Below are 24,576 nucleotides of genomic sequence, written 5' to 3'. Positions count from 1 at the left end.
CAGCCGAGAGAGGTCATTTCTTCAATTGGTCCAGCTTGGCCTGCAACACTTTGCGGCGCCGTTTTTGATAGACCGCGATGATCGGCACGAACAGATAGTAGCTGAGAAGCCCAAAGAACAAGCCCGGCGCGATGCCGCCGATCAGGTAGGGGACGAAAACCTCGTGATAAAAGGCGATCAGACCGGTCCAATCGGCGGTGGCAATCGTGAAGATCGCCATGAAATTATGGGTGATATCCGAAAACGCATTGCTGAACTGACAGCCAAGCGTGCAGTAATCCTTGGGGCCGTTGGTGTATAATCCGAAGACGGCGGCGTTGAAAGGCCGGCCCAGCAACCAATACCCTGTCCCCAGCGAGGCGATCCCGATCGGGATATAGGTCAGCGGGTTGCCCGCAAACGTCCCCAGCAGCGCCGCAAGCATATTGCCGCGCGCAATCCGCGCCAGCAGGATCGCAATCACAAAATGCAGGCCATAGAACGGCGTAAAGGCCGCAAAGACACCCACAGCGATGCCACGGGAAATCTTTTCCGGGGTGTCGGGCAACCGGCGCAACCGGTGCTTTACATAGCCAAAGGCCCGCGCCCAGCCGCCGCGCGGATAGACAAAGTCCAGCACGATCTTCCAGATCGGCCGCCTATCCCTGCGCTTGAATACCAAGACACGACTTCCCTTCTGGCCTGTCAGCCACGCATTGTCCCCGCAAGGCCCGGATCACGATGCCGGATGATGGATGACACGTTGCTTTCCGCCTCGAGCGCGGTCATCACACGGTGCAGATGTTCAGCATCCCGCAAATCGACATCGATCAACAAGCGGAAATAATCAGGCTTGCGGTCGATGAATTTCAAGTCAGAGATATTGGCGTTCTGTTCGCCGATCAATGTGCAAATACGCCCCAACACGCCCATGTCATTGGTGATCGTCGCGTCAAAGGTCACGGTATTGACGGCGGCATGGGTGCCTTCTTGCCAATGCAGGTCGATCCAGCGTTCGGGTTGGTCTTCGTAATCGACCAAGGCGGCACAATCGATGGCATGGATCGTGACGCCTTGGCCGCGAAAGGTGATGCCCAAGATACGCTCTCCGGGCACCGGCTGACAGCAAGCCCCGCGCTTATAGACCTGATCGGGGCTAAGACCCACGACAGCGCGGCCCTGATCGACCTCGTCGCCAGTGACATGGGCCAGCTCGGGATAGATCGCGCGCACGACCTCGCTGCCTGTCACCTCGGCGCTGCCCAGGCGGGCCAGCAATTCCGCGACACTGTCGATGGCCAGCGCCTTGGCGGCAGTGCGCAGCGCCTTTTCGGTGGATTTCTTGCGCACGTTTTCAAACGCCACGCGCGCCAGTTCGCGGCCCAGCCGGACATAGCGTTCGCGGTCTTCCTCGCGCAAGGACCGGCGGATCGCGGTTTTCGCGCGGCCTGTCACGGCGATGTCGATCCATGTCGCCTGCGGGGTCTGGCCTTCGGCGGTGATGATCTCGACCGATTGGCCGTTCTTGAGCCGCGTCCAAAGCGGCACCCGCAGCCCGTCCACCTTGGCACCCACGCAGGCCGACCCGATGCGGGTGTGGATCGCATAGGCGAAATCAATCGGCGTCGCGCCGCGCGGCAGCTTGATCACCTCGCCCTTGGGGGTGAAGCAAAAGACCTGATCCTGATACATCTCTAGCTTGACGGCCTCGAGGAATTCCTCGTGGTTCTGGTCATCATCCAGCCGGTCGGTCAGCGACGCAATCCAGCGCACCGGGTCCACCGCAAAGCGGTTTTCGACACGTTCACCGTTTTTATAGGACCAATGCGCCGCGACACCCGTTTCGGCGACTTCATGCATTTCGCGGGTGCGGATCTGCACCTCGACCCGTTTGCCGTCACGGCCCGATACGGTGGTATGGATAGAGCGGTAGCCGTTGGATTTCGGCTGGCTGATGTAATCCTTGAACCGCCCCGGCACGGCGCGCCAGCGCTGGTGGATCGTGCCCAGCACGCGGTAGCAATCGGCCTCTGTCGCGACGATCACGCGAAACCCATAGATGTCGGACAGACGGCTGAAACCCTGATCCTTTTCCTGCATCTTGCGCCAGATCGAATAGGGTTTCTTGGCGCGGCCCGCGACATCGGCCAGAATATTGGATTTTTCCAGCTCCACCCGCATATCGGCGGTGATTCTCTGCACCACATCGCCGGTCTCGCGCTGCAAGGTGATGAAACGGCGGATGATGGAATTGCGCGCCTCGGGGTTCAGCACGCGAAAGGACAGATCCTCCAATTCCTCGCGCATCCATTGCATCCCCATGCGGCCAGCAAGCGGCGCAAAGATTTCCATGGTTTCGCGGGCTTTCTGGGCCTGCTTTTCGGGGCGCATGGATTTGATCGTGCGCATATTATGCAGACGGTCGGCCAGTTTCACCAAGGTGACGCGCAGATCGCGGCTGGTCGCCATGAAAAGTTTACGGAAATTTTCCGCCTGCTTGGTCTGGGTCGAGGTTAATTGCAGGTTGGTCAGCTTCGTTACACCATCGACCAATTCGGCGATCTCGCGGCCGAATCGGGTTTCGACCATCGCAAAGGATGCCTTGGTATCCTCGATCGTGTCATGCAGCAGGGCGGTGACCAGCGTCGCATCATCCATCTGCTGCAAGGCCAGGATATGGGCGACCGCGACGGGATGGGTGAAATAAGGCTCGCCGGAATGGCGAAACTGGCCTTCGTGCATATCGGCACCAAAGGCAAAAGCATCGCGCAGCAGGGCTTGGTTTGTTTTCGGGTTATAGGCGCGAACCAGAGAGATCAGACTGTCAGCATTCGTCATCTGGTTCCGCGCCTATCATTGGCAGGCTGAACAGCCCGCCCTAGCGCTGGCCTTGCGCTTCCATCAGCGCGCGCAGCAGTTTTTCCTCGGACATATCGTCCTCGACCGGGCGGTCGGCTTCGGCGCCCATCAGCAAGGACATGCTGTCCTCTTCGGGTTCGTCGATCTCGATCTGGGTCTGGTTGGCCTCGATCATGCGTTCGCGCAGATCATCCGCCTGTTGGGTTTCTTCGGCGATTTCGCGCAGCGAGACGACAGGGTTCTTGTCGTTGTCACGGGCCACCGTGATCATCGAGCCGGCGGCGATTTCACGCGCACGATGCGCTGCAAGCATGACAAGCTCGAAACGGTTTGGGACTTTATCGACGCAATCTTCGACGGTAACGCGGGCCATGACAGATCTCCGGACAGGAAGCTTCGGAAGCTGCATCCCTAGTGCGTTCAAAAGGGATTGACAAGGGTCAGCGGCGGCGGGTTGCCTGTATTTTCAACCTTTGGCCGATGGTCTTGCGATGCCGACAACGCTGGCGCGGTCGGGCTCTGGCAGCCGGTCGCGCATTTGCAGCACGTTCAGCCCCAGCAAAGGATGCTGCCAATCAGGGGCGACATCGGCCAGCGGCACCAAGACGAAACTGCGGTCCTGCAGGCGCGGATGCGGCAGGATCAGACGGTCAGGTGCGATCTGCGCCTGCGCATCGGGTGGCAATTGGCGCCAATGGGCCTGCGTGGCGGCATCGGGCAGCACCTGATCCCCCAGCGCGATCAGATCAAGGTCCAGGCTGCGCTGCCCCCAGCGGATCCTGCGCAAACGCCCAGCCTCTGCCTCGATGGCATGCAGCCCGGCAAGCATGGCCTCGGCATCCAACACGGTTGTAAAGGCCATCGCCGCATTGACAAAATCAGGGCCTGACCCCGCAGGATAGGCCGGGGTTGCATAGAACGGGCTGACGCGCACCGGACCCTGGGCCATCGCGCTGACGCGCCCCACGGCCCAAGCGACATTTTCCGCCACGGCACCTTGAAAGGAATCGTCGTTGCTGCCCAAAGCAATAAGCGCAATCTGGCCGATCATCCCGCAATGCGCCTCTTGTCACAATGGAACCGCTATATAAGATCGGCGTTTACTTGATCAACCTCCACTCGCATCACAACGATGATCAAGGATAATAGTCGAAAGGTGTTTCATGTTTTACCGAGACGAGCGTCTTGCGCTCTTTATTGATGGGTCCAACCTCTATGCGGCGGCGCGCGCGCTGGGGTTTGACATAGATTACAAGTTGTTGCGTCAAGAATTCATGCGGCGGGGCAAGCTGCTGCGCGCTTTCTATTATACCGCGCTGCTGGAAAATGACGAATATTCGCCGATCCGCCCGCTGGTCGACTGGCTGCATTACAACGGCTATTCCATGGTCACCAAACCGGCCAAGGAATTCACGGACAGCATGGGCCGCCGCAAGGTCAAGGGCAATATGGATATCGAGCTGGCGGTGGATGCGATGGAACTGGCGCCGCATCTGGACCACGCGGTGATCTTTTCCGGCGACGGCGATTTCCGCCCGCTCATCGAAGCCTTGCAGCGCAAGGGCGTGCGGGTGTCCGTCGTCTCTACGATCCGCAGCCAGCCGCCGATGATCGCCGATGAATTGCGCCGTCAGGCGGATAATTTCATCGAGCTTGACGAATTGCGCGAGGTCATCGGCCGGCCCACCCGCGAACCACGCACCGACATGGCCGAGGCCAGTAGCACCGATAGCTAGGATAGCCGCGGCCAAGCGTCCAAAAATGCAGCAAACGCACCATGCGCAGCGGCGGTCGGCACCGATCATCGCCGCGCATGGCTGGTTTTTCCCTTGGGCGGCACAATCTGGGGGTATGCGTTAACCTGTGGCTTGCATGTTGCTGTGGCATCGCCAGAAGATGCGTCTGATTTCCGCATCGGACCTTGACCATGCCAACCCAGCCCAGCGCCGCCATCGCGCAGACCGAAGTCGCGCCATTGCTGCGCCTGGCCTTGCCGATCGTGGCGGGGCTTGCCGCATCGACGCTGATCGGCGTGGTCGATACACTTATGATCGCGCCTTTGGGCACATTGCCTTTGGCGGCGGCGTCGCTGACGACGGCGGCGATGATCATCTTTTATTCGGCCATCTATGGTTTCGTCTCTGCCGTCGGGATCGAGGCGGCGCATCGGCATGGCGGCGCACAGGCGGATGCGGTGGCTGCTGCGCTGCGCGCGGGGCTGGTTCTGGCCCCGCTGATGGGCCTGGTCGCGGCGGTCTTTATGGGGCTGATCCTTGTCAGCCTGCCATTCATCGGCCAACCGCCCGATGTGCTGGCCATCATCACCCCCTATTGGCTGGCGATGGCGGCGCTGCTGGTGCCTGTGGCGCTGTTGATGGTCATCGCGCAGGTGCTGAATGCGATGGACAGACCCTGGACAGCCGCCGGTTTCGCCTTTCTGGCTGTCGTTCTGAACATCCCGCTGAATTATCTCTTGATCTGGGGGGTTGGCGACTGGCCGGGGCTGGGGCTGATCGGCGCGGGGCTGGCCAGCCTGATCGCGGAAACGCTGGCTTTGCTGGTCGCGATCAGCTGGCTGGCGCGGCACGGGCTGTTGCGCGCGCGGCCCGATCCGGCCTTGCGCCGCAGATTGGCCCGGGACGGTTTGCCGCTGGCCATCGGATATACCGGTGAAGGGGCCGCCTTTGCCGTGATCGGGCTGATGCTGGGCATCTTTGGCGCCACCGCCTTGGCCGCCAACCAGATCGTGCAGGCCGTTGGTGGCGTGCTTTACATGCTGCCCCTTGGCATGGCGGCGGCCGTCGCCATCCGCATCGGACAGGCCAGCGGGTCCGGTGATCCCACACGGCTGCGCCCCATCGCCATAGCCGCCATCGGCGTTGTCACGACCTGGATGATCGCGGTCACGATCACGCTGATCCTGTCAGGCAGCCGGATCGCCGCTGCGCTATCGACTGACAGCGCGGTTGTTGCCCTTGCCACCGCGATGTTCGTGATCGTGGCCCTGATCCAGGTCGCGGATGGGGTGCAATCGACCGCGCTGGGTGCGCTGCGCGGGATCATGGATTTCGTCTGGCCGACGCGGCTGACGCTGGCCAGCTACTGGTTCTTTGCGCTGCCGCTGGCAGCCCTGCTGGGGTTCTGGGCAGAGCTTGGCCCGCTGGGCATCTGGGCCGGCTATGGGATCGGCATCACCCTTGTCGCCATCATCCTGCCGCTGCGGTTCTGGCGGCTGACCGCTGCGGCAAATCGCTGATTGCGCGCGGCAAGGGCTGGACCCGCAGGGCATCAGGCTTTACCTCTGGCACCAGCAGGAGAAAGCGATGACCAAACCGCCCCTTACCCTTTATCTGGCCGCACCCCGTGGCTTTTGCGCGGGCGTGGACCGCGCCATCAAGATCGTTGAAATGGCGATCCAGAAATGGGGCGCGCCGGTCTATGTTCGCCACGAGATCGTGCATAACAAATTCGTCGTCGATGCGCTGCGCGACCAGGGGGCCGTCTTTGTCGAAGAACTGGATGATTGCCCCGATGACCGCCCGGTGATCTTTTCCGCGCATGGCGTGCCCAAGGCCGTGCCCGCCGCCGCCGCCCAGCGCGAGATGATCTATGTCGACGCCACCTGCCCGCTGGTCAGCAAGGTCCATATCGAAGCACAGCGCCACGCCGATAACGGGTTGCAGATGCTCATGATCGGCCACGCCGGCCATCCCGAAACCATCGGCACGATGGGGCAATTGCCGCAAGGCGAGGTTTTGCTGGTCGAAACCGTCGCGGATGTGGCCCATGTGCAGGTCCGCGACCCCGCGCGCCTTGCCTTCGTGACGCAAACCACGCTGTCGGTCGATGATACCGCCGATATCGTTGCGGCCCTGCAGGCCCGTTTCCCCGCGATCATCGGCCCGCATAAAGAAGACATCTGTTACGCCACTACCAACCGACAAGAAGCGGTCAAGGCCATGGCCCCGAAATGCGACGCGATGCTGGTCGTGGGCGCGCCCAATTCATCCAACTCCAAACGGCTGGTCGAGGTCGGCGCGCGGGCAGGCTGCAATTATTCCCAACTGGTGCAGCGCGCAGCCGATATCGACTGGCGCGCGCTGGAAGGCATCGCCTCGATGGGTATCACCGCGGGGGCATCCGCGCCCGAAGTGCTGATCAACGAGGTGATCGACGCTTTCCGCGACCGCTATGACGTGACGGTCGAAATGGTGGAAACCGCCAAGGAAGACGTCGAATTCAAAGTGCCGCGCGTGCTGCGGGAACCGGCCTAAGCGGATGCAGACCATTCCCCGATCCGCCCTTTTGCTTGGCCTTGCCGGGCTGATCCCGTTTTTCTGGGGCGCGCTGACATTGTTGCGCCCCGATCTGGGTCTCTGGGGGGCAGCCCTGTTTGGGCCGCGGTTCATCGGCCCCTATGTGCAATTATTCTATGGTGCGGTGATCCTGTCCTTCATGTCGGGCGTGTTATGGGGCTTTGCCACCAAGGCCACGGGCCGGCTTGCCACCGCAAGCTATATCTTGTCCGTCATCCCCGCGCTTTGGGCCTTTTTCATGACAGGGGGCGGGCCGACGGGGGCGGCTGTCAACCTGATCGTCGGGTTTCTGGCCCTGCTGCTGCTGGATTGGCATTTCTGGCAGATGGGGCTTGCGCCGCGCTGGTGGATGCAGCTGCGCAGCCTGCTGACGGCGCTGGTGGTGCTGTCCTTCCTGCCGCTGGTGCTGTGATGGCGGATCTTTACGCCTATACGGACGGTGCCTGTTCAGGCAATCCGGGCCCCGGCGGCTGGGGTGCGCTGCTGATCGCGCGCGAGGGCGATAGCGTGATCAAAGAACGTCCGCTCTCGGGCGGTGAGGCGCTGACAACCAACAATCGGATGGAATTGCTGGCCGCCATTTCAGCGCTAGAGGCGCTGGCGCGCCAATCAGAGATCACGATCGTCACCGATAGCGCCTATGTCAAAGACGGGATCACCAAGTGGATTCACGGCTGGAAACGCAATGGCTGGACCAAGAAAGGCGGGCTGAAGAACGTCGATCTGTGGCAGCGACTGGACCTCGCCACCGCGCGGCATCAGGTCCGCTGGGAATGGGTCAAGGGCCATGCGGGCCACCCCGAAAACGAACGCGCCGATGCGCTGGCCCGTGCAGGCATGGCCCCTTACAAAAGATGACCCAGCTGATGGTTTGCGATCATGCGGCGCTGGTTGGCTTTGCCCTGACAGGTTGAAGCCCCTCTGCGGAAACATCTGTCAGGTGCCGCGGGCGGGAAATTTTTCTACGAAAAATTTTGCTGCCGCCCGCATGAAATTTTTCTGCGAAAAATTTTAGCGCTCCCCCGCAACCTGCAGCACGATCTTGCCGATATGCGCGCTGCTTTCCATCCGCGCATGGGCGGCGGCAGCATCGGCCAGGGCGAAAGCCTGATCCATGACCGGGCGCACCCGCCCTGCGGCGATCAATGGCCAGACATGTTGACGCAAATCCTGGGCGATCCGCGCCTTGGCCAGGTCGGATTGCGGGCGCAGCGTTGATCCGGTGAGGGTCAGCCGACGCGTCATCATCTGCGCAAGGTTCAGTTCCACCTTGGGACCTTGCAGGAATGCGATCTGCACCAGCCGACCATCATCCGCCAAAGCCGCCAGATTGCGTTGGATATAGGGACCACCAACCATATCAAGGATCAGATCGGCACCCCCGGCCTGTTTCATATGCGCGACGAAATCGACCTCGCGATAGTTCAAGGCGGCCTCGGCCCCCAAAGCCAGACAGGCGGCACATTTATCGTCAGATCCCGCCGTGGCAAAAACCCGCGCCCCGAACACATGCGCCAGCTGGATTGCCGTGGTCCCGATGCCGGAACTGCCACCATGGACCAGAAACCGTTCCCCCGCCTGCAGGCGGCCGCGCTGAAACACATTGGACCAGACGGTAAAAAACGTCTCGGGCAGGCAAGCCGCCTGCGCCAGCGTCAGCCCGGCCGGCACTGGCAGACAATGCGCGGCAGCGGTTGCAACATAGGCGGCATAGCCGCCACCGGGCAGCAGGGCACAGACCCTGTCACCGATCTTCCAACCGGTCACACCCGCCCCCAGGGCCGCAATCTCGCCCGCGGCTTCAAGACCGGGCAAGTCGCTGGCACCGGCGGGCGGATTATAGAGGCCCGCGCGCTGCAAGGCATCAGGCCGGTTCACACCCGCATAGGCAACCTTGATCACGACCTGATCATGGGCCGGCTGCGGGATCGACCGTTCGGTCAGGGCCAGTACCTCTGGCCCGCCCGGCTGGGTAATCTCGACGGCCTGCATCATGTCGGGTCGCGCCAAATACCCGGCAGGTCGGGGTCGATATTGCGGCGTGGCGCCTTGATCCCCGCCATCAACCGGCCAAACGGCAATGTCAGCGGCTTCAGCACCGGATTGTCGCGCAGCCGCGCCTTGACCTTTTCGACCTGCATCACATCATCGATCCGCCGGTCGATAAAAGCATCCGTGGCCTGGCCGCCGGTGCTGTCATCGCCCAGCCAATACAGCACGACCGACGCATAGACACCCGACAAGGTCAGCCGCTTGGTATACCAATTCGCATCCTCGGATGTGTCGCCCAGCGCGGTCCAGATCTGATCCGCCGTGCCCCAGATCAGCCTTGCCCCATCGGCGGCCATATGCGGCAAGGCAAAGAGCGCCGTCCCGCGCCGCACCGCCTCTTTGTCGGGGATGGCCGCGATGCGCAGGCGGATCGCATGGGCGACCTTGTCACGAAACCGCATATGCGTCAGATCCGCCGCATGCAGCGCCGCCACCATCGCCTGATCGCCCTGTTCGTGAAAGGCGATGGCCAGATCAATCGCACCGCGCGGACATAAGCTGCGCGCCAAAGCCGGGTCCACGCCGCTATCGGCGATGGCCGCGTCAAAGGCGGCCGGCGCCCAGCCGTCGAATGCCACATGCGGTATGATCGCATCCAGCAGCTGGATCTTGACCGATTGGGTGGGGGTCGGTGTCATGGCGGTCCTCCTCTTCGTTGGCATACTGGACAAACTAGCCCAACTTTGCTAGACGGCCAATTCCTGCAATTATGCAAATCCAACTTAGAGAGGTGGTGAAAACCACATGCAGGTAAGTGTTCGTGATAACAACGTCGATCAGGCGTTGCGCGCTCTGAAGAAAAAGCTTCAGCGTGAAGGCGTTTTTCGTGAAATGAAGCTCAAGCAACATTTCGAAAAGCCGTCGATCCGCAAAGCCCGTGAAAAGGCCGAGGCGATCCGCCGTCAGCGCAAGCTGGCGCGCAAGAAACTGCAACGCGAAGGCATGCTGTAAAGCATCCCCGATTGTTGAAACGATTGACCCCCGATTGCGCAAGCAGCGGGGGTTTTTTCGTATCCTGACGCTGTGGTCAGTGGGTCAGGCTGTCACGCAGCAACCGCGTGCGTTTATCCGAGATACAGGGCCGCGCGGTCAGATGCGGCACCTGTTCTGTCGCCATCTGCGGGAATAATGCATCCTGTTCGGCCCTTGTGTCAGGCGCATCAGTGGCGCCGACAAGTCCGGGCAAGAAACTTTCGCTGGCAAGACCATCGGCCCAGATCACCTCGTGGCAGTCAAACATCAGGTGGATATAGGTGACATCCCCATCCGGTCCGGCCGAGCGGATCGTGCCGTCATTCACCAGCTTGATCGCGGGCACCAGAACATCGCCCTCGCCAAACAATAATTCAGCCTGCCAGCCTGTGACCAGAATGCGGTGCTGGGGTGAGACCCGCAGGTCACAATGCGGGCAGCCCGCCGCAAAGGCATCTTGTTTGATTGTCACGGGCCGGAATTTTGGTTCATTGACCAGCACCGCCATCGGCAGGCGCGCGACACCGACCCAGCGGATCGGCTGCGCCCCGTGATCCAGCGTCATGACCAGATCGTCGACAGCCAGATCATCTATCAAACGATATCCGTCAGGCGTCAGCACCTGCGTGCCTGCGACAAAACAGGGCGGCGCGGCAAGGCTGGCATAAGTGTCAGAGGGCGTTTCAATATTTTGAAAAACCGTCAGCGGCACATTGATCGGCGGAAAGCCCCCCGCAGAACCGCCGGTGCTGCTGGAGACAAAGGCCAGCCCTTCGACGGTTGCAAAAGTGGCCGATGAAGGCTGGGGTTCACGAATATTGACGACAAGCAGGCGGTATAGATTGCCATCCGGGTCACGCACTATCAGAGCAAATTCGTTCTCGATGACCAGTCGATCGGCATAAGTGGCGCCATCGATGGTTTGCTCGCCATTCAACCGCTGCCGGCCGTCGTTATCGCTGAATTCCAATCCGGTCCGCGAGGCGCTCGAACCACGCCCGGAATCGACCGTGCTGTCGGTCAGGTTCACCGCTTCCCACTTATTGTTTTTCAGCGTGATGGTCTGGCCCAGAAGGTGGGCCCCCGTCCCTTGCGTCACGCCCGACAGTTGCCCACTCGAAACAGCGACATGCGCCGTTGGCAGAATAAAAATTGTCCGATCAACCAAAACCTTACCCTCACGCAGCAACACTGGCAGGCCGCATCTTTCATGCGGACCCATCCACTATGAAACGCGAGGTTGATGGCATTAATATGGCTTAACGATCCGTTAATGCTGCTCCGGCACCAGAATCTCGCGTTTGCCGACATGGTTGGCGGCGCTGACCACGCCTTCTTCTTCCATCTGTTCGACCAGACGCGCGGCCTTGTTATAGCCGATGGCCAATTTGCGCTGGATATAGCTGGTGGAACATTTGCGATCCTTGATCACGATTGCCACGGCAGTGTCGTAAAGCGCGTTTTCCAGATCGGACCCGTCGCCCAGACCCAACACCAGATCAATGCTGGATTCGTGATCATCTGACGGCCCTTCGACCACGCCGGACATATATTCAGGCGGCCCAAAGCCTTTGAGGTGGTTGACGATTTCCTCGACCTCTTCATCGCTGACAAAGGGGCCGTGGACGCGGGTGATCTTGGACCCGCCCGCCATGTAAAGCATATCGCCCATGCCCAGCAATTGTTCGGCCCCCATTTCACCCAAGATGGTGCGGCTGTCGATTTTCGAGGTCACCTGAAACGAAATCCGGGTCGGGAAATTGGCCTTGATCGTCCCGGTGATGACATCGACCGAGGGGCGCTGCGTGGCCATGATCAGGTGAATACCCGAGGCGCGCGCCATCTGCGCAAGGCGCTGGATACAGGCCTCGATTTCCTTGCCCGCGACCATCATCAGATCGGCCATCTCATCCACGATGACGACGATATAGGGCAGCAGTTCCGGCTGGAATTCCTCTGTCTCGAAGATCGGATCACCGGTTTCATCGTCGAAACCAGTCTGCACGGTCCGGCTGAACATCTCGCCCTTGGCAAGCGCCTCTTTCACGCGGCCGTTGAAACCGTCGATATTGCGCACGCCCATCTTGGACATCTTGCGATAGCGTTCTTCCATCTCGCCCACGACCCATTTGAGCGCGACAACCGCCTTTTTGGGGTCGGTGACAACGGGCGACAGCAGATGCGGAATGCCGTCATAGACCGACAGTTCCAGCATCTTGGGGTCGATCATGATCATCCGGCATTCCTGCGGCGTCAGCTTATACAGCAGCGACAGGATCATCGTGTTGATCGCGACCGATTTGCCCGACCCCGTGGTCCCCGCGATCAGCAGATGGGGCATCTTGGCAAGGTTCGCGATAATCGGCTCGCCGCCAATATCCTTGCCCAAAGCCAGCGGCAGTTTCTGGTTGCCATCACCGAAATCGCGATGCGACAGGATCTCGCGCAGCACCACCTTTTCGCGGTTCTCATTGGGCAATTCGATGCCGATCACCGACCGGCCCGGCACGGTCGATACCCGCGCGGACAAAGCCGACATCGACCGCGCGATATCATCGGCCAGCCCGATCACGCGGCTAGCCTTGAGGCCCGGCGCCGGTTCAAGTTCATACATCGTGACCACAGGGCCGGGGCGCACGGCGATGATATCGCCCTTGACGCCGTAATCATCCAGCACGCTTTCCAGCATGCGGGCATTTTCGCTCAGCGATTCGTCGCTCAGATGGTGGCGCTGGATCTCGATCGGATTGGTCAACAGCGACAGCGGCGGGCGTTCGTAATCGGCATAGGGATCATCGAAATTCAGCGCAGGCTGCGCCTCGGCCACGGCCTGACGCGACGGTTGCACAGCGCGTTTGGGCGGGTGTTGCACGACAGCATGTGGCGCGACAAAGGCTGGCGCAGGCGGAACCGGCATATGCGGAGTCGCCATATAGGACAGATCATCCTCATCATCATCCGCATCGTCGAACAACGCATCATCCTGTTGCGGTTCAGGCACGACCAGCGGCGGGTAAGGCGCATAAACCAGCGGCTTCGGCCCGCGCCCGGCGGTCAGGGACGGCTCGATCCGCAGACCGGTCGGCGCGGGTGGAGGCGCGGTGCGGCTGCGGATGGCATCGGCGATGCGCGCGCTGACGCGGGCGGTATCGGCCAAAGGTTCGGCATCCGTCAGACGCGGTTCAGGCGTGACCAATTCAGGCGGCGGCATCGGGTCATTGCGGCGCAACAGGCCAGACAGGAACCCGCCCGCAGCGGGGGGGGCTTCGGGGGCCATATGACGCGCCGGCGCTGTCAGCGGCGGCGGCGCGGCAGGGATCTGCGAGGCGGTGACAGGCGGTTCCTCGGTCGCAAAGGCGGGACGCGCGCGCACCACGGCAGCCGCGCGCAAGCGGCTCTCGAAGTCAGAGACCATCGCGGGGTCCTGCGGGCTGATGCGCTCATCAGTCACCTGCGGATCAGCAAACATCCGGCTTTGCGCCCGGCGGGCCTGCACAGCCGCCGTCGCCACATGCGCGCCCTGCGCCGACAAAACCGCACCTTTGCCCATCATCCGCAGCGCGAAATCATAGATCAACACCGTCCCGCGCATGACAAAGCGCAGCCCCTTGCGCAATTCGGGGCGGGTGAAACCCAGCAGGAAAGTCAACAGCGCCACCAGCACGATCGCAGTCAGCAACGACAGAAACTTGACCCCGAACACGGTGCCAAACGGCAGAACCGTCAGCAAAACGCCCAGCACGGTATCGCCAAACAACCCACCCATGCCGAAATTGGCAGGCCAATCCTGCGATGGGGCCAGCGTCGCGGCATAGACAGAGGCCACCACGACAACCACGGGGGTAAACATGGCGCGGCCGATCACACGGTCTTGGCCGTAATGAAACAAAAACCGCAGGCCCGCCGCAATCAGCGTCGCGGCAATGATCCACGACCCCAGCCCGATCACCATCATCAAAGGCGCCGCAACCGAGGCCCCGACATGGCCCAGCCAGTTCTGCACCGGCGCATCGGTCGCGGAAATCCAGCTTGGATCATCGGGCGAATAGGTCCCGATCACCACCGAGAACAAGGCCCCCACCACGATCAGTGCAAGGCCCACCAATTCGCGGCTGCGTTTTTCCAACGCGGCCTGCGTATTGCTGTCGAAAAGCGGATCGCGCTGCCGGGACTGATAAGATGCCATCGGGGATCTCCTATGTGTATAGACAGTCGCGGATCAAAGTCAGACCGCGCTGCATTTCTTGTGTCGGGGCCACCATGGCGACCCTGATATAGCCGTGACCGGGGTTCTGGCCGGCGACATCGCGGCTCAGATAGGCCCCCGGCAGCACCCGCACGCCGGTCTGCTGCCACAGCTTGACCGCCGCCGCGGCACCATCATCCACCGGCAGCCACAGGAAAAACCCCGCCTGCGGCGATTGATAGCCCGGCACATGGCCAAGGATGTCATCGGCAATTTCATATTTGCGGTGATAGAGCGCCCGGTTCTCCACAACATGGGCTTCGTCCGCCCAAACGGCCGCCGCAACCGATTGCAAAGGGCCGGGCAAAGGCGCACCGGCAAAGGCACGCAGCTGGCGCAGCCGCGCGATGGCATTCGGGCCACCCGCGGCAAACCCGCAGCGCAGACCGGGCAGGTTTGATCGTTTCGACAAGGATTGAAAAATCACCACGCGGTCAGGATCAGCCCCCATCGCCATGGCGACCTCTAACGCACCGGGCGGCGGCGCATCGCGGTAGATCTCGGAATAACATTCATCGGCGAAGATCATGAAATCATGCTTTTCCGCCAGCCCGATCAGCGCGCGCCAATAGGCCTCGGAGGCGACAGCCCCCTGCGGGTTGGCGGGTGAACAGATATAGGCAATCGCCGTGCGGTCCAGCGTCTCGGTAGGCAGGCTGGCAAAATCGGGCAGATGGCCGCTGGCCGATGTGGCGGCGACATAGACAGGCTCGGCCCCCACGGACAGGGCGGCCACACCATAGACGGGATAAAACGGATTGGGCATCAGCACGACAGGGCGCTGGCCGGCCTTGGTTTCAGGGCAGAGCGCCATCGCGGCATTATACAGCCCCTCGCGCGTGCCATTCAGCGCGATGATGCAATCAACCGGCAGATCCAGCCCGTAACGGCGCTGCAAGAACCCCGCCATCGCCGCCAGCAGATCGGCCTGGCCTTCATTGCTGGGATAGCTGTTGAACCCGCCAAGATGCCGTTCCAGCAGCGGACCGACAAAGCCGGGAAAGGCATGGCGCGGCTCTCCGATCGTCATGTTGATGACGTCGGGGGCCTGTGTCGGCACGTCCAACAGCGCACGCAAGCGTGGCCAGGTCGCGACCGGAAGATCCGAGAACCGCGCGGGGAAATCCATAACTGCCTCAATTCGCGGGATCATTTCGCCCCGCTTTCAAAGCAAACTAACGCAGCAAAGGCGCTTGTGTCCAGAACTAGCCTTGCAGGAACCGGAATTTGTGGCTTTTCAGACGGCTTTGCCCCTCTTCCGAGCCCAAATATCCCCGCCGGAGGCCAAAATCTTTTATCCCAACATCTTTTATCGCAACGCCCGCGCCGCCGCTGCCGCCAGCCGCAGCAGCCGCGCCTCGGACCCGGTCTGCCCGTTGAACATGATCCCGCAGGACGGCACACCCGTGGGCAGCGTGATCGAACAGACATCCAACAGGTTCGCCACGCGTGTATTGCGCAAGGCCAGCAGGTTTTCGGATTTGTAATAGGCATCATCGGTCAATAATCGCGCAGCCTGCGGCGGCAGCATCGGCGCGGTGGCCATGATGACAGCATCGAATGGCGCGGTCTCGGCGGCATATTCTTTGCGGATCCGGCGCAAGATGTTCCAGCCCTCGACAAAATCGGGACCAGAGACTGTCTTGCCGCCGCGCACCCGCTCCAGGATCTGGGGAAACATCTTTTCAGGATGCGCCTCGACCCGGTCACGCCACCAGCCATAGCTGTCAGCGGCATAAAGATTGCCCGCGATATTGAACGCATCGAAAAGCTGCGAAAAATAGCGATGCTCGATCTGCGCGCCTGCTGCGCGCAATTTCGCGACACTCGCCGCGAATGCCGCGCGGGGGGCGTCGCGCATATCCTCGGGCACGATTGTGTCCAGCACCATCAACCGCATGCCGGTCAGATCAGCGCCGCCCAGATCGACAGGGCCCGACCCTTCCAATGCGGCCAGCAGCAATGCGGCATCCTCGACCGACCGGCATAGCGGGCCGACCGTGTCGAAGGTCAGGCAGAGCGGCACGACCCCCTCCAGCGACAGCCGGCCATGGCTGGTTTTCAGCCCCACAAGATCGTTCCAGGCCGCAGGGATGCGCACCGACCCGCCCGTATCCGTGCCGATCCCCGCCGCAGCAAGGCCAAAGGCCACCGAGGCCGCCGCCCCCGATGACGACCCGCCCGCCACGGCAGCCACGTCATTGACACAAGGCGGCGTGGCGGTGATCGGGTTCAACCCCAGCCCGGAAAAGGCAATTTCCGACATATGGGTCTTGCCCAGACAGACCAGCCCCGCCGCCGTCGCGGTGTCCAGCACGGCGGCATCGGATATGGGCACGCGGCCCGCCATCAGGGCGGTGCCTGCCTCGGTCCCGATACCGGCGCTGTCGAACAGATCCTTCCACGACACCGGCACACCGTCCAAAGGCCCGCGCCGGAACCCCGAGGCCGCGCGCTCTGCCGCCGCTTTCGCCTCGGCGCGGGCGCGGGCATGGGTGACGCGGGCATAGATCCGGTCGCGGTATTCATGCGCATCAATGGCGGCAAGATAGACCTCGGTCAGCGCCACGGGGTCAATCGCCCCCGCTGCAATCCCGCGCCCCAGATCCGCGGCAGTCATCCAGCGCCAGTCCTGCATCATTCAAACTCCTGTTTGGCGGGACCGTAGCGGCGCAAAGGCGCATGGACAATCCCGCGCAAGCGCCCATATTGCGCCTTATGAAAACAGATATCCTTATCGTGGGCGGCGGGTTGAACGGGCCTGCCTTGGCTTTGGCTGCGGCACAGGCGGGGTTCACCGTCACGGTGATCGACAGCCAGCCCCTGCCTATCCACAAGGACCCCGGCTTTGACGGGCGGTCCTATGCGCTGGCGCTGACCTCGATGCGGTTGCTGCGCGGCATCGGCATCTGGCCCGAGATCGCCGCCCATGCCCAGCCGATGCTGGAAATCAAGGTCACCGACGGGCGCGCAGGCGAAGGCCCCAGCCCCTGGATGATGCATTTCGACCATGCCGAGATCGAGGAAGGCCCGATGGGATACCTTGTCGAGGACCGGCATCTGCGCCGCGCTTTCCTTGATGCGCTGGCAGCAGATGACCGGATCACCCATCTGGCAGGGCAAACCGTGGTGGCGCAGACGGTGACGCCGGGCGGCGTGCAGGTCACGCTGGCCAATGGCGATAGGCTGGACGCCAGCCTGCTGATCGGCGCGGATGGGCGCAAAAGCGGCACCGCCGAACGCGCCGGGATCAAGCGCAGCGGCTGGGATTACGGGCAGACCGCCGTGGTCTGCGCTGTGGCGCATGACAAACCGCATGGCGGGATCGCGCATCAGTTTTTCATGCCCGCAGGCCCGCTTGCGATCCTGCCGCTGACGGAAAACCGCTCCTCCATCGTCTGGAGCGAAGGGCGCGCCCGCGCACAAGAGCTGATCGCAATGGATGATGCGGCGTTTCTGGACGCGCTGAAACCCGCCTTTGGCAGCTTTCTGGGACAGATCAGCCTGACCGGCGCACGCTTCAGCTATCCTTTGAACCTGACACTGGCCAACAGCCTGATTGCCGACCGTCTGGCGCTGGTCGGCGATGCGGCCCACGGCATCCATCCGATTGCCGGCCAAGGGCTGAACGCCGGTCTGCGCGATGTGGCAGCACTCGCCGATGTGCTGGCGCAGGCCCGCAGCCGGGGCGAGGATATCGGCAGCGCCCAGACCTTGCAGCGCTATCAGGCATGGCGGCGGTTCGATACGACGACGCTGGCGCTGGCAACAGATACGTTCAACAGGCTGTTTTCCAATGACAATCCTTTGATCCGCGCCGCACGCGATATCGGCATGGGGCTGGTCAACAGCGCCCCCCGCCTGCGCCGCGGCTTCATGCGGCAGGCGGCCGGGCTGAACGGCGATTTGCCACGGCTGATGCAGGGTTAGGTCACGGGATAGCGGTTCACGTCGATCTGGTGCCGCTGACAGATCATATCGATATAGCTTCCGCGCGGCGGGATGCCGCCGCAGTGATGGCGCAGATCGGTGCGTGTCTCGCCCTGGAAATGGTGAAACCGCACCCAGGGTTGCTCATAGCTGTCAATCGGTCTTTCGGGGTCTAGGAATCCCCGCGCTGGCCAATATGTATGCCAATGCTGTCCGCGCCCGATTTCACCAGTCATGTTCAATGCCCAACGGGTGACGCTGGGACCGGTTGTTGTCCAGGGCAGATCATAAAGCGAAAGCTGTCCGTCAGTCTGATATTTGGTGACAAGCGACTTGATCTTGTCAGGCCCCAGCCAATGGGGCAGCGGTGCCTCTGAGGCAAGGAATGTCAGGATCAGTTTCAACGCCAGCGAATCTCGCGGCAGGCGCAGGACGCAATTGTTGACCGCGCTTTTGCGCCTGACGACACCGAATAGGTAATCGGACGAAAAATCCAACGGGTTGACGCAATAGATGTCCAGATCGACCCAGACATGATCGGTCTTTTGCAAAAGATATATACGAAACACATCGGAATAAACCGCCGCCCGCCGCCGGGATGTGGGTTCTTTCTGGAATTCCGCATCCGAATAGATGGTCCTTGCATCATGCAGGATCACACCCTCTGGCACCTCCATCTGCAGGTCGAGAACATAGAGATTGAACGTATAGCCATGGTCCAGGAAGGACTGGATGCAGACTCTTTCCACATATGACAAAGGCGATCCGAACCAGAAACTCGCAACTTGAAAATCCACAACCTTAACCCTGACACCACTGCAAACACTGTGGCTAGGTCTACGGATAGGGACCAAGCATTGTCAACGACATCGACCGCCCGGCATATAGCGCTGGCAGATTACGCGAGCTGTCGCGCCTCATCCACCAGCATCACCGGAATCCCGTTGCGGATCGGAAAGGCCAGATGGGCGTTCTCGCTGACCAGTTCCTGCCGCTCGGCGTCATAGCGCAGGGTGGCGTGGGTGATGGGACAGACGAGCGCCTCCAGCATCTTGGGGTCGAAACCGGTATCGCTCATTGCATCACACCTTCGCCATTGCCGCCGCGCAGGGAATATTCCATCAGCGTCAGCAGGGTTTCGCGCCGCGTGGACAGCGACGGGGCTTCCAGCAGGGCCTGTTTGTCCTCGGGGGTGAAAGGGCAGAGCATCGACAGCGAATTGATCAGCAATTCATCCTCTGCCTCGCTCAGACTGTCCCAATCGGTCGATAACCCATGATCCACCAGAAAGCGGTTCAATGCTTTCATGAAACTGTCGCGGTCAAAGTTTTCATCCTTTTCCACTGGACCCAGATCACGCGAAAACCCGTTCCAGTTCACCTTGCAGCGGCGATAGGGGGTGAAACCCTCGACCTCTTCGACGATGCGGAACCGCGACGCGCCCGACAGGGTGATCATATAGCGCCCATCCTCGGTTTCCGAAAACGCGGTCAGCTTGCCCGCGCAGCCGATGCTGTGCAGCTTGCCCGCCGCGCCGGGGGCGTCATAGGGTTGCACCATCCCGATCAACCGCGAGGATGTTTTCATCACATCGTCCAGCATCGCCAGATAGCGCGGCTCGAACAGGTGCAGCGGCAAGCGCGAACGCGGCAAAAGCAGCGCGCCGGGCAGGGGGAATACCGGAATCGTCTCCGGCAGATCAGTTGATGATATCATTGGCATGACATAGTCCGCCTTTGCCCTCAGGCAAATATCATCGACGACAACCGGCGCCGCCCGGCCAGCACGATCGGGTCCTTGGCATCGCGGGCGTCGAAAATCTTGAACAGCTGGGTTTTTGCGGCCCCGTCGTTCCAGTCACGGTCGCGGCGGAACAGGTCCAGCAATTCATTCACCGCCTGTTCCACCTGCCCATTGGCATGCAACGCCACGGCCAGATCAAACCGCGCCTGATGGTTGGCGGGGTCCGCATCGACCAGCGCCTGCAATTCACCGACAGGTCCGGCATTCGCCGCCTCGCGCAGCAGGATGATCTGGGCGTGCAAGGCTTCTAGCGCGGGATCGGTCGAGATTTCGGCAGGTGCGCCGTTCAGCGCCGCCTCGGCCTGATCGATATCATCCAGCGCCAGATAGCAGCGCACCAGCCCGGCATAGGCGGCGGCATTGGCGGGGTCTTCTTGCAGGATCGCGGCGAATGTTTCGGCCGCATCGGTCACGGCACCTTCGGTCAGCATCTGGTCGGCGGCCGCAATCGCATCGGCCAGCCCGTTGTCAGGCTCGCCCGCCAAAGCCGCGATCTTATCCACGAAAGCGTTGATCTCGGAAGGCGGCAGCGCGCCTTGGAACCCGTCCACCGGACGGCCCTGATAGAACGCATAGACCGTGGGGATCGACTGCACCCGCAGCTGACCGGCATAGCCCGGGTTGCGGTCCACGTCGATCTTGACCAGTTTGACGCGCCCGCCGGCCTTGGTCACGGCGGCCTCGATGGCGGGGCCAAGCGTCTTGCAGGGGCCGCACCATGGCGCCCAGAAATCCACGATGACCGGCACATCCTGCGAGGCCGCGATCACATCCTGCGGGAAACTGGCATCGGTGCCGTCCTTGATCAGGTCAACTGGGGCCTGTGGTTGGGCGTTCAATTCGAGCATGGCGGTCTCCTTCAGCGGGCTTGCGGTATATATGTGTGCAATCACATCGCGCGCCAAGGGGCAATGTCGCTTTCGCTTGGGCCGCGGCAAGCATAGGCTGCGGGCATGAAAGAACCTGCGCTGCCCCGCCTTGGTGCGATTGCTGTTGTCCTGCATCAGGGCAAGGTCCTGCTGGTGCGCCGCAAGAACCCGCCGGATGCGGGGTTATGGGGCTTTCCGGGCGGGCATGTGGATGCGGGCGAAACCGCGCTGGCCGCCGCCGCGCGCGAATTGGCCGAGGAAACCGGCGTGATCGCGCGCCCGGTCCGCTATCTGACCAATCTCGACATCATCCTGCACGATGCTGCGGGCGCCTTGCAGTTCCATTTCCTGCTGGCAGTGGTGCTATGTGATTACGTCAGCGGCACGCCTGTTGCCGCCGATGATGTGACGGATGCGGGCTGGATCGCTGTTGCAGATGTGCGCACCTTGCCCAGCAGCGCGGATGTAGACCGCATCATCGCCTTGGCCTATTCGACCACGCCTACGATCGGCCCCATCTGAGCGCCAAAATCCGACCGTCCCAGCGCGGGCGCATGCAGCCGCGACACCTTGCCATCGAAATAGAGCGCATTGGGCAATTGCAGATGATCGCGGAAAAAACTGGCAAATTCGTGGAAACTGACCGCCTCGTTCGAGATCACGAAAACCGCGCGGTCCCCGTCAACGCTCGTGCCGACACCATTGCGCAAAAACCGCGACGTGCCATCGGGCAGAAACCGTGGATGCAGCGCGCCATCGATCACCAGCATCGGGCCTGATTGCGTCGCATCGCGGCAGGCAGGCGATTCGGCGACATAGCGCAGCGTTTCGATCACCTGCGCGGTGGTATCGGTGATGCAGAAGACGCCATTGGGCAAAAGGCCGAAATTGCCGGGCCCGGCATTGGGGATGACGCGCATCACCTGCACCCCGTTTTCGACGTAATGGCCCACGGGCGCGCGGTCGGCATGATACATGCCCGCATTCATCGCAAAAGGCAGCGCGGTCACACCGGCCAAGCCTTCGATGGCGCGGAAACTGCCAAGGATGCGATCCTCATCCTTTAGAAACAGGCGCAGATCATCCACTGCCGGATCGACATCGCAGGCGGTATAGCTTTTGCCCAGATAGGTGATGTTCTCGCAGGTCACAGCCGCCGCAGGCAGGGCAAACCAACCGATCAGCAACGCCAGCGCCAGTCTCACTCGTCCAGATCCTGCCTGACGTGATCCTCGGCCAGCAGGGCGCGGGTCGCATCCATCTGGTCAAAGGTGCCATCCAGCTGGAACCGCAATTCGGGCGCGAATTTCATCGTGCCGCCCTTGACCACCAGATGCCGAACCTCGTGACGGTTGCGGCGCAGGGCGTCCAGCGCTTCTTCTTTGCCGATCCCGCCAAGCGGCAGGATAAAGGCGGTCGCGATCCGCAGGTCGGGTGACATCCGCACCTCGCCCACGGTGATGGACATGCGCGCAAGGTCGGGGTCGTGAACCTCGCCCCGTTGCAGGATTTCGGACAGGGTCCGGCGGATCATCTCGCCCACGCGCAACATGCGCTGCGTCGGGGCCTTGCCATCGCGTTGTGTGTTCTTTGCCATGCCCCGCATGTAATCACTGTGACCGGCAAAGCCAAGCAAGGCTTTGCACCGGGGGCAAAGCGCCGCTAAGACGGGACGAACAATTTGGGGGCGGATATGACCGACACACCGGGAATCGTGATCACAGGCGGATCGGGGCGCATGGGCCAGATGCTGGTCAAGGCGGTGCTGGCGTCCGACAAATGCCATCTGGCGGGCGTGCTGGAACGCGCAGGCCACGACTGGATCGGGCAGGATATCGGCACGGCGATGGGCGGCCAACCTGTAGGTGTTGCCGTCACCGATGACGCGCTAGAGGCGTTCGCCCGCGCGCAGGCCGTGATCGACTTTACCGCACCTGCCGCGACCCTGGGCTTTGCCGCATTGGCCGCACAGGCGCGCGCGGTGCATGTGATCGGCACCACGGGCCTGTCGGACGCCGACATCAAGGCCATCGACGCCGCCGCACGCCATGCGGTGATCGTGCGGGCGGGCAATATGTCACTGGGCGTCAACCTGCTGGTCAAGCTGACGCAAAAGGTGGCCGAAGCCCTCGACCCCGATTTCGACATCGAGATCGTCGAGGCGCATCACAATCAAAAGGTCGATGCACCCTCTGGCACGGCGCTCATGCTGGGCGAGGCTGCGGCCACGGGGCGCGGCGTGACGCTGTCCGATGTCCGCGACGCAGGCCGCGACGGGATGACCGGCGCGCGCAAACGCGGCGATATCGGGTTTTCCGCGATCAGGGGCGGTGACATCGTCGGCGAACATGACGTGATCTTTGCCGCCGCCGGCGAACGGATCGTGCTGCGCCATCTGGCGACCGACCGTGCGATCTTTGCGCGGGGCGCGCTCAAGGCCGCACTTTGGGGGCAGGACAAGGCCCCCGGCGCCTATGACATGATGGATGTGCTGGGGCTGTAACGCGCCGCACAGGCCAAGATCCGCCAAAACAACCGGCCCGAGTGAACCGACCGGATCATCCTTGCGTAAAACCAAGGAATGCATCCGAGGGTGACCATGAAGAGATTGATTTTGGCGCTTGGTCTGTCGCTGACAGCCGGCGCAGCATCGGCAAGTTATGCGCCCGTGACCGACGAGCAAACATTTCTGTCGCTGGTCAACGGCAAGGAATTGCGCCACCGCTTTTACGGGATCACGCTGAATGTTCTCGATAGCGGCCAGGTGATCGGCAGCGCTATCGGCTGGGGCGTCGAAGGCACCTGGAGCTGGCAGGACGGCTATTTCTGCCGCGAGCTTTACTGGGGCGGATCGCTGATCCCCTATAATTGCCAATTGGTCGAGATCAACGACGACCTGATCCGTTTCACCGTGGATCAGGGCGCTGGCCGCTCTGCCGCCTTTCGGTTGAGATGATCAGCCCATATCGGGGCTGCCGTAGCGCAGCAGCACCGGCACGACCAGTTCTTCCTCGTCAACCAGATGGCGGTTCAGCAGCTTTTCCAGCCGGGTCAGCTCTGCCTGAAACGCAGCGGCCTTGTCCTGCAAGGCATCGCGCGGGCCAGCCGCCTGCAACACGCCATTGGCGCTGGTGACAAAAGAGGCCAGAAACTCGTCCAGCGCGTGATGGTCGGCATCCAGAATGTCAAAGCCACGGCTGATCCGCTTGTCCTTTTGCATCAGCTTGGGGAAATAGACGCTATCCTCGATCGTGTGGTGTTCATGCAGGCCATTGACGAACATGCCGCCATAGCGCGACAGATTCGCGGCAAATTGGTCGGGGGCCAGTTTGCGGTCCAGCAGCTTTTCCGTGACGCTGCCCATCTCGGCCATCAGGCGACGGAACATCAGGTGCCGGTCCAGCCAAAAACGGATCAGCCCATCGAAACCGGGGTCATTTTCCCAGGCCTCACGCGGGTAATCCGCCAGCAGCACGCGCAAGGCATCGGGCAGTTTTTCACGGCTGATCAGGGAAAGTTCATCGGACATCAGTCATTCCTCTTGGCGTCA

27 protein-coding genes are annotated in these 24,576 nt (G+C 61.8%); 10 read left to right on the top strand and 17 right to left on the bottom strand.

The window, feature by feature from the left end; all coding sequences use genetic code 11:
- Nucleotides 1-13: 13 nt before the first annotated feature.
- From LOKVESSMR4R_RS00935 to folK, 4 genes are all read right to left on the bottom strand, one after another.
- Entirely contained in the window at nucleotides 14-661 is a 648-nt protein-coding gene (locus tag LOKVESSMR4R_RS00935; RefSeq protein ID WP_087205897.1) for a DUF2062 domain-containing protein, read from the bottom strand.
- A 23-nt stretch (nucleotides 662-684) separates the two neighbouring features.
- On the bottom strand, nucleotides 685-2,817 hold the full coding sequence (locus LOKVESSMR4R_RS00930; RefSeq protein ID WP_087205895.1) for a RelA/SpoT family protein: 2,133 nt from the start codon (nucleotides 2,815-2,817) through the stop codon (nucleotides 685-687).
- Between the two features lie 40 nt (nucleotides 2,818-2,857).
- The gene (gene rpoZ, locus LOKVESSMR4R_RS00925) at nucleotides 2,858-3,211 is read right to left on the bottom strand and encodes a DNA-directed RNA polymerase subunit omega (protein WP_087205893.1); all 354 of its coding nucleotides are present in this window, start codon (nucleotides 3,209-3,211) and stop codon (nucleotides 2,858-2,860) included.
- A gap of 93 nt (nucleotides 3,212-3,304) precedes the next feature.
- Nucleotides 3,305-3,889, bottom strand: a complete 585-nt coding sequence (gene folK / locus LOKVESSMR4R_RS00920) for a 2-amino-4-hydroxy-6-hydroxymethyldihydropteridine diphosphokinase (protein ID WP_087205891.1) — start codon at nucleotides 3,887-3,889, stop codon at nucleotides 3,305-3,307.
- 112 nt (nucleotides 3,890-4,001) lie between these two features.
- On the opposite strand from folK, the gene LOKVESSMR4R_RS00915 reads away from it, so the two are divergent.
- From LOKVESSMR4R_RS00915 to rnhA, 5 genes are all read left to right on the top strand, one after another.
- The gene (locus tag LOKVESSMR4R_RS00915; RefSeq protein ID WP_087205889.1) at nucleotides 4,002-4,574 is read left to right on the top strand and encodes an NYN domain-containing protein; all 573 of its coding nucleotides are present in this window, start codon (nucleotides 4,002-4,004) and stop codon (nucleotides 4,572-4,574) included.
- 191 nt (nucleotides 4,575-4,765) lie between these two features.
- Nucleotides 4,766-6,094 (top strand): MATE family efflux transporter, encoded by a 1,329-nt coding sequence (locus LOKVESSMR4R_RS00910; protein ID WP_087205887.1) that lies wholly within the window; start codon nucleotides 4,766-4,768, stop codon nucleotides 6,092-6,094.
- 67 nt (nucleotides 6,095-6,161) lie between these two features.
- The gene (gene ispH / locus LOKVESSMR4R_RS00905) at nucleotides 6,162-7,112 is read left to right on the top strand and encodes a 4-hydroxy-3-methylbut-2-enyl diphosphate reductase (RefSeq protein ID WP_087205885.1); all 951 of its coding nucleotides are present in this window, start codon (nucleotides 6,162-6,164) and stop codon (nucleotides 7,110-7,112) included.
- A 4-nt stretch (nucleotides 7,113-7,116) separates the two neighbouring features.
- On the top strand, nucleotides 7,117-7,566 hold the full coding sequence (locus tag LOKVESSMR4R_RS00900) for a DUF3429 domain-containing protein (RefSeq protein WP_087205883.1): 450 nt from the start codon (nucleotides 7,117-7,119) through the stop codon (nucleotides 7,564-7,566).
- Nucleotides 7,566-8,012 carry a ribonuclease HI gene (rnhA, locus tag LOKVESSMR4R_RS00895; protein WP_087205881.1) on the top strand — a complete coding sequence of 149 codons (447 nt, stop codon included), beginning with the start codon at nucleotides 7,566-7,568 and terminating at the stop codon, nucleotides 8,010-8,012. Before LOKVESSMR4R_RS00900 ends, rnhA begins: the two co-directional genes overlap by 1 nt.
- 153 nt (nucleotides 8,013-8,165) lie before the next feature.
- Here rnhA and LOKVESSMR4R_RS00890 read toward each other — a convergent pair whose 3' ends face one another.
- The gene (locus LOKVESSMR4R_RS00890) at nucleotides 8,166-9,149 is read right to left on the bottom strand and encodes an NAD(P)H-quinone oxidoreductase (RefSeq protein ID WP_087205879.1); all 984 of its coding nucleotides are present in this window, start codon (nucleotides 9,147-9,149) and stop codon (nucleotides 8,166-8,168) included.
- Entirely contained in the window at nucleotides 9,146-9,844 is a 699-nt protein-coding gene (locus LOKVESSMR4R_RS00885; RefSeq protein WP_087205877.1) for a COQ9 family protein, read from the bottom strand. The genes LOKVESSMR4R_RS00890 and LOKVESSMR4R_RS00885 overlap by 4 nt, the downstream gene beginning before the upstream one ends.
- A gap of 106 nt (nucleotides 9,845-9,950) precedes the next feature.
- Here LOKVESSMR4R_RS00885 and rpsU point away from each other — a divergent pair, with 106 nt between their 5' ends.
- Nucleotides 9,951-10,157, top strand: coding sequence for a 30S ribosomal protein S21 (rpsU, locus tag LOKVESSMR4R_RS00880; RefSeq protein WP_007206547.1), 207 nt, complete (start codon nucleotides 9,951-9,953; stop codon nucleotides 10,155-10,157).
- A 76-nt stretch (nucleotides 10,158-10,233) separates the two neighbouring features.
- Here the strand turns inward: rpsU and LOKVESSMR4R_RS00875 are convergent, their stop codons facing one another.
- From LOKVESSMR4R_RS00875 to LOKVESSMR4R_RS00860, 4 genes are all read right to left on the bottom strand, one after another.
- On the bottom strand, nucleotides 10,234-11,277 hold the full coding sequence (locus LOKVESSMR4R_RS00875; protein WP_157898096.1) for a Hint domain-containing protein: 1,044 nt from the start codon (nucleotides 11,275-11,277) through the stop codon (nucleotides 10,234-10,236).
- A 171-nt stretch (nucleotides 11,278-11,448) separates the two neighbouring features.
- Nucleotides 11,449-14,364, bottom strand: coding sequence for a DNA translocase FtsK (locus tag LOKVESSMR4R_RS00870; protein WP_087205872.1), 2,916 nt, complete (start codon nucleotides 14,362-14,364; stop codon nucleotides 11,449-11,451).
- A 10-nt stretch (nucleotides 14,365-14,374) separates the two neighbouring features.
- Complete coding sequence (locus LOKVESSMR4R_RS00865) at nucleotides 14,375-15,553, bottom strand: aminotransferase class I/II-fold pyridoxal phosphate-dependent enzyme (RefSeq protein ID WP_087205870.1); 1,179 nt, start codon at nucleotides 15,551-15,553, stop codon at nucleotides 14,375-14,377.
- Between the two features lie 180 nt (nucleotides 15,554-15,733).
- The gene (locus tag LOKVESSMR4R_RS00860) at nucleotides 15,734-17,062 is read right to left on the bottom strand and encodes an amidase (RefSeq protein WP_087212308.1); all 1,329 of its coding nucleotides are present in this window, start codon (nucleotides 17,060-17,062) and stop codon (nucleotides 15,734-15,736) included.
- A 44-nt stretch (nucleotides 17,063-17,106) separates the two neighbouring features.
- Between LOKVESSMR4R_RS00860 and LOKVESSMR4R_RS00855 the strand changes: the two genes are divergently transcribed.
- Nucleotides 17,107-18,354 carry a UbiH/UbiF/VisC/COQ6 family ubiquinone biosynthesis hydroxylase gene (locus LOKVESSMR4R_RS00855; RefSeq protein ID WP_087205868.1) on the top strand — a complete coding sequence of 416 codons (1,248 nt, stop codon included), beginning with the start codon at nucleotides 17,107-17,109 and terminating at the stop codon, nucleotides 18,352-18,354.
- On the opposite strand, the gene LOKVESSMR4R_RS00850 is transcribed toward LOKVESSMR4R_RS00855, so the two are convergent.
- The 4 genes from LOKVESSMR4R_RS00850 to LOKVESSMR4R_RS00835 all read right to left on the bottom strand — a co-directional run bounded on the left by LOKVESSMR4R_RS00850 (nucleotide 18,351) and on the right by LOKVESSMR4R_RS00835 (nucleotide 21,005).
- Entirely contained in the window at nucleotides 18,351-19,151 is an 801-nt protein-coding gene (locus tag LOKVESSMR4R_RS00850; protein ID WP_157898095.1) for a hypothetical protein, read from the bottom strand. The genes LOKVESSMR4R_RS00855 and LOKVESSMR4R_RS00850 overlap by 4 nt on opposite strands.
- 101 nt (nucleotides 19,152-19,252) lie before the next feature.
- On the bottom strand, nucleotides 19,253-19,432 hold the full coding sequence (locus tag LOKVESSMR4R_RS00845; protein WP_087205864.1) for a Trm112 family protein: 180 nt from the start codon (nucleotides 19,430-19,432) through the stop codon (nucleotides 19,253-19,255).
- Complete coding sequence (locus LOKVESSMR4R_RS00840) at nucleotides 19,429-20,070, bottom strand: LON peptidase substrate-binding domain-containing protein (protein ID WP_087205862.1); 642 nt, start codon at nucleotides 20,068-20,070, stop codon at nucleotides 19,429-19,431. Before LOKVESSMR4R_RS00840 ends, LOKVESSMR4R_RS00845 begins: the two co-directional genes overlap by 4 nt.
- Before the next feature lie 26 nt (nucleotides 20,071-20,096).
- Complete coding sequence (locus LOKVESSMR4R_RS00835) at nucleotides 20,097-21,005, bottom strand: thioredoxin family protein (protein WP_087212307.1); 909 nt, start codon at nucleotides 21,003-21,005, stop codon at nucleotides 20,097-20,099.
- Nucleotides 21,006-21,110: 105 nt separating this feature from the next.
- On the opposite strand from LOKVESSMR4R_RS00835, the gene LOKVESSMR4R_RS00830 reads away from it, so the two are divergent.
- Complete coding sequence (locus LOKVESSMR4R_RS00830) at nucleotides 21,111-21,548, top strand: NUDIX hydrolase (protein ID WP_087205860.1); 438 nt, start codon at nucleotides 21,111-21,113, stop codon at nucleotides 21,546-21,548.
- Here LOKVESSMR4R_RS00830 and LOKVESSMR4R_RS00825 read toward each other — a convergent pair.
- Nucleotides 21,515-22,231, bottom strand: coding sequence for a phosphodiester glycosidase family protein (locus LOKVESSMR4R_RS00825; protein ID WP_087205858.1), 717 nt, complete (start codon nucleotides 22,229-22,231; stop codon nucleotides 21,515-21,517). The genes LOKVESSMR4R_RS00830 and LOKVESSMR4R_RS00825 overlap by 34 nt on opposite strands.
- On the bottom strand, nucleotides 22,228-22,623 hold the full coding sequence (rbfA, locus tag LOKVESSMR4R_RS00820) for a 30S ribosome-binding factor RbfA (RefSeq protein ID WP_087205854.1): 396 nt from the start codon (nucleotides 22,621-22,623) through the stop codon (nucleotides 22,228-22,230). Before rbfA ends, LOKVESSMR4R_RS00825 begins: the two co-directional genes overlap by 4 nt.
- Before the next feature lie 96 nt (nucleotides 22,624-22,719).
- Here rbfA and dapB point away from each other — a divergent pair, with 96 nt between their 5' ends.
- Both dapB and LOKVESSMR4R_RS00810 read left to right on the top strand, forming a co-directional pair.
- Nucleotides 22,720-23,529, top strand: a complete 810-nt coding sequence (dapB, locus tag LOKVESSMR4R_RS00815; RefSeq protein ID WP_087205852.1) for a 4-hydroxy-tetrahydrodipicolinate reductase — start codon at nucleotides 22,720-22,722, stop codon at nucleotides 23,527-23,529.
- Nucleotides 23,530-23,625: 96 nt separating this feature from the next.
- On the top strand, nucleotides 23,626-23,982 hold the full coding sequence (locus tag LOKVESSMR4R_RS00810) for a dihydrodipicolinate reductase (RefSeq protein WP_087205850.1): 357 nt from the start codon (nucleotides 23,626-23,628) through the stop codon (nucleotides 23,980-23,982).
- Here the strand turns inward: LOKVESSMR4R_RS00810 and LOKVESSMR4R_RS00805 are convergent, their stop codons facing one another.
- Nucleotides 23,983-24,555 carry a hemerythrin domain-containing protein gene (locus tag LOKVESSMR4R_RS00805; RefSeq protein ID WP_087205848.1) on the bottom strand — a complete coding sequence of 191 codons (573 nt, stop codon included), beginning with the start codon at nucleotides 24,553-24,555 and terminating at the stop codon, nucleotides 23,983-23,985.
- Nucleotides 24,556-24,576 lie beyond the last annotated feature (21 nt).

The organism is Yoonia vestfoldensis (assembly GCF_002158905.1).
In the GTDB taxonomy this organism is placed as follows: Bacteria; Pseudomonadota; Alphaproteobacteria; order Rhodobacterales; family Rhodobacteraceae; genus Yoonia; species Yoonia vestfoldensis_B.
This window is presented reverse-complemented; position numbering and strand designations above follow the sequence as displayed.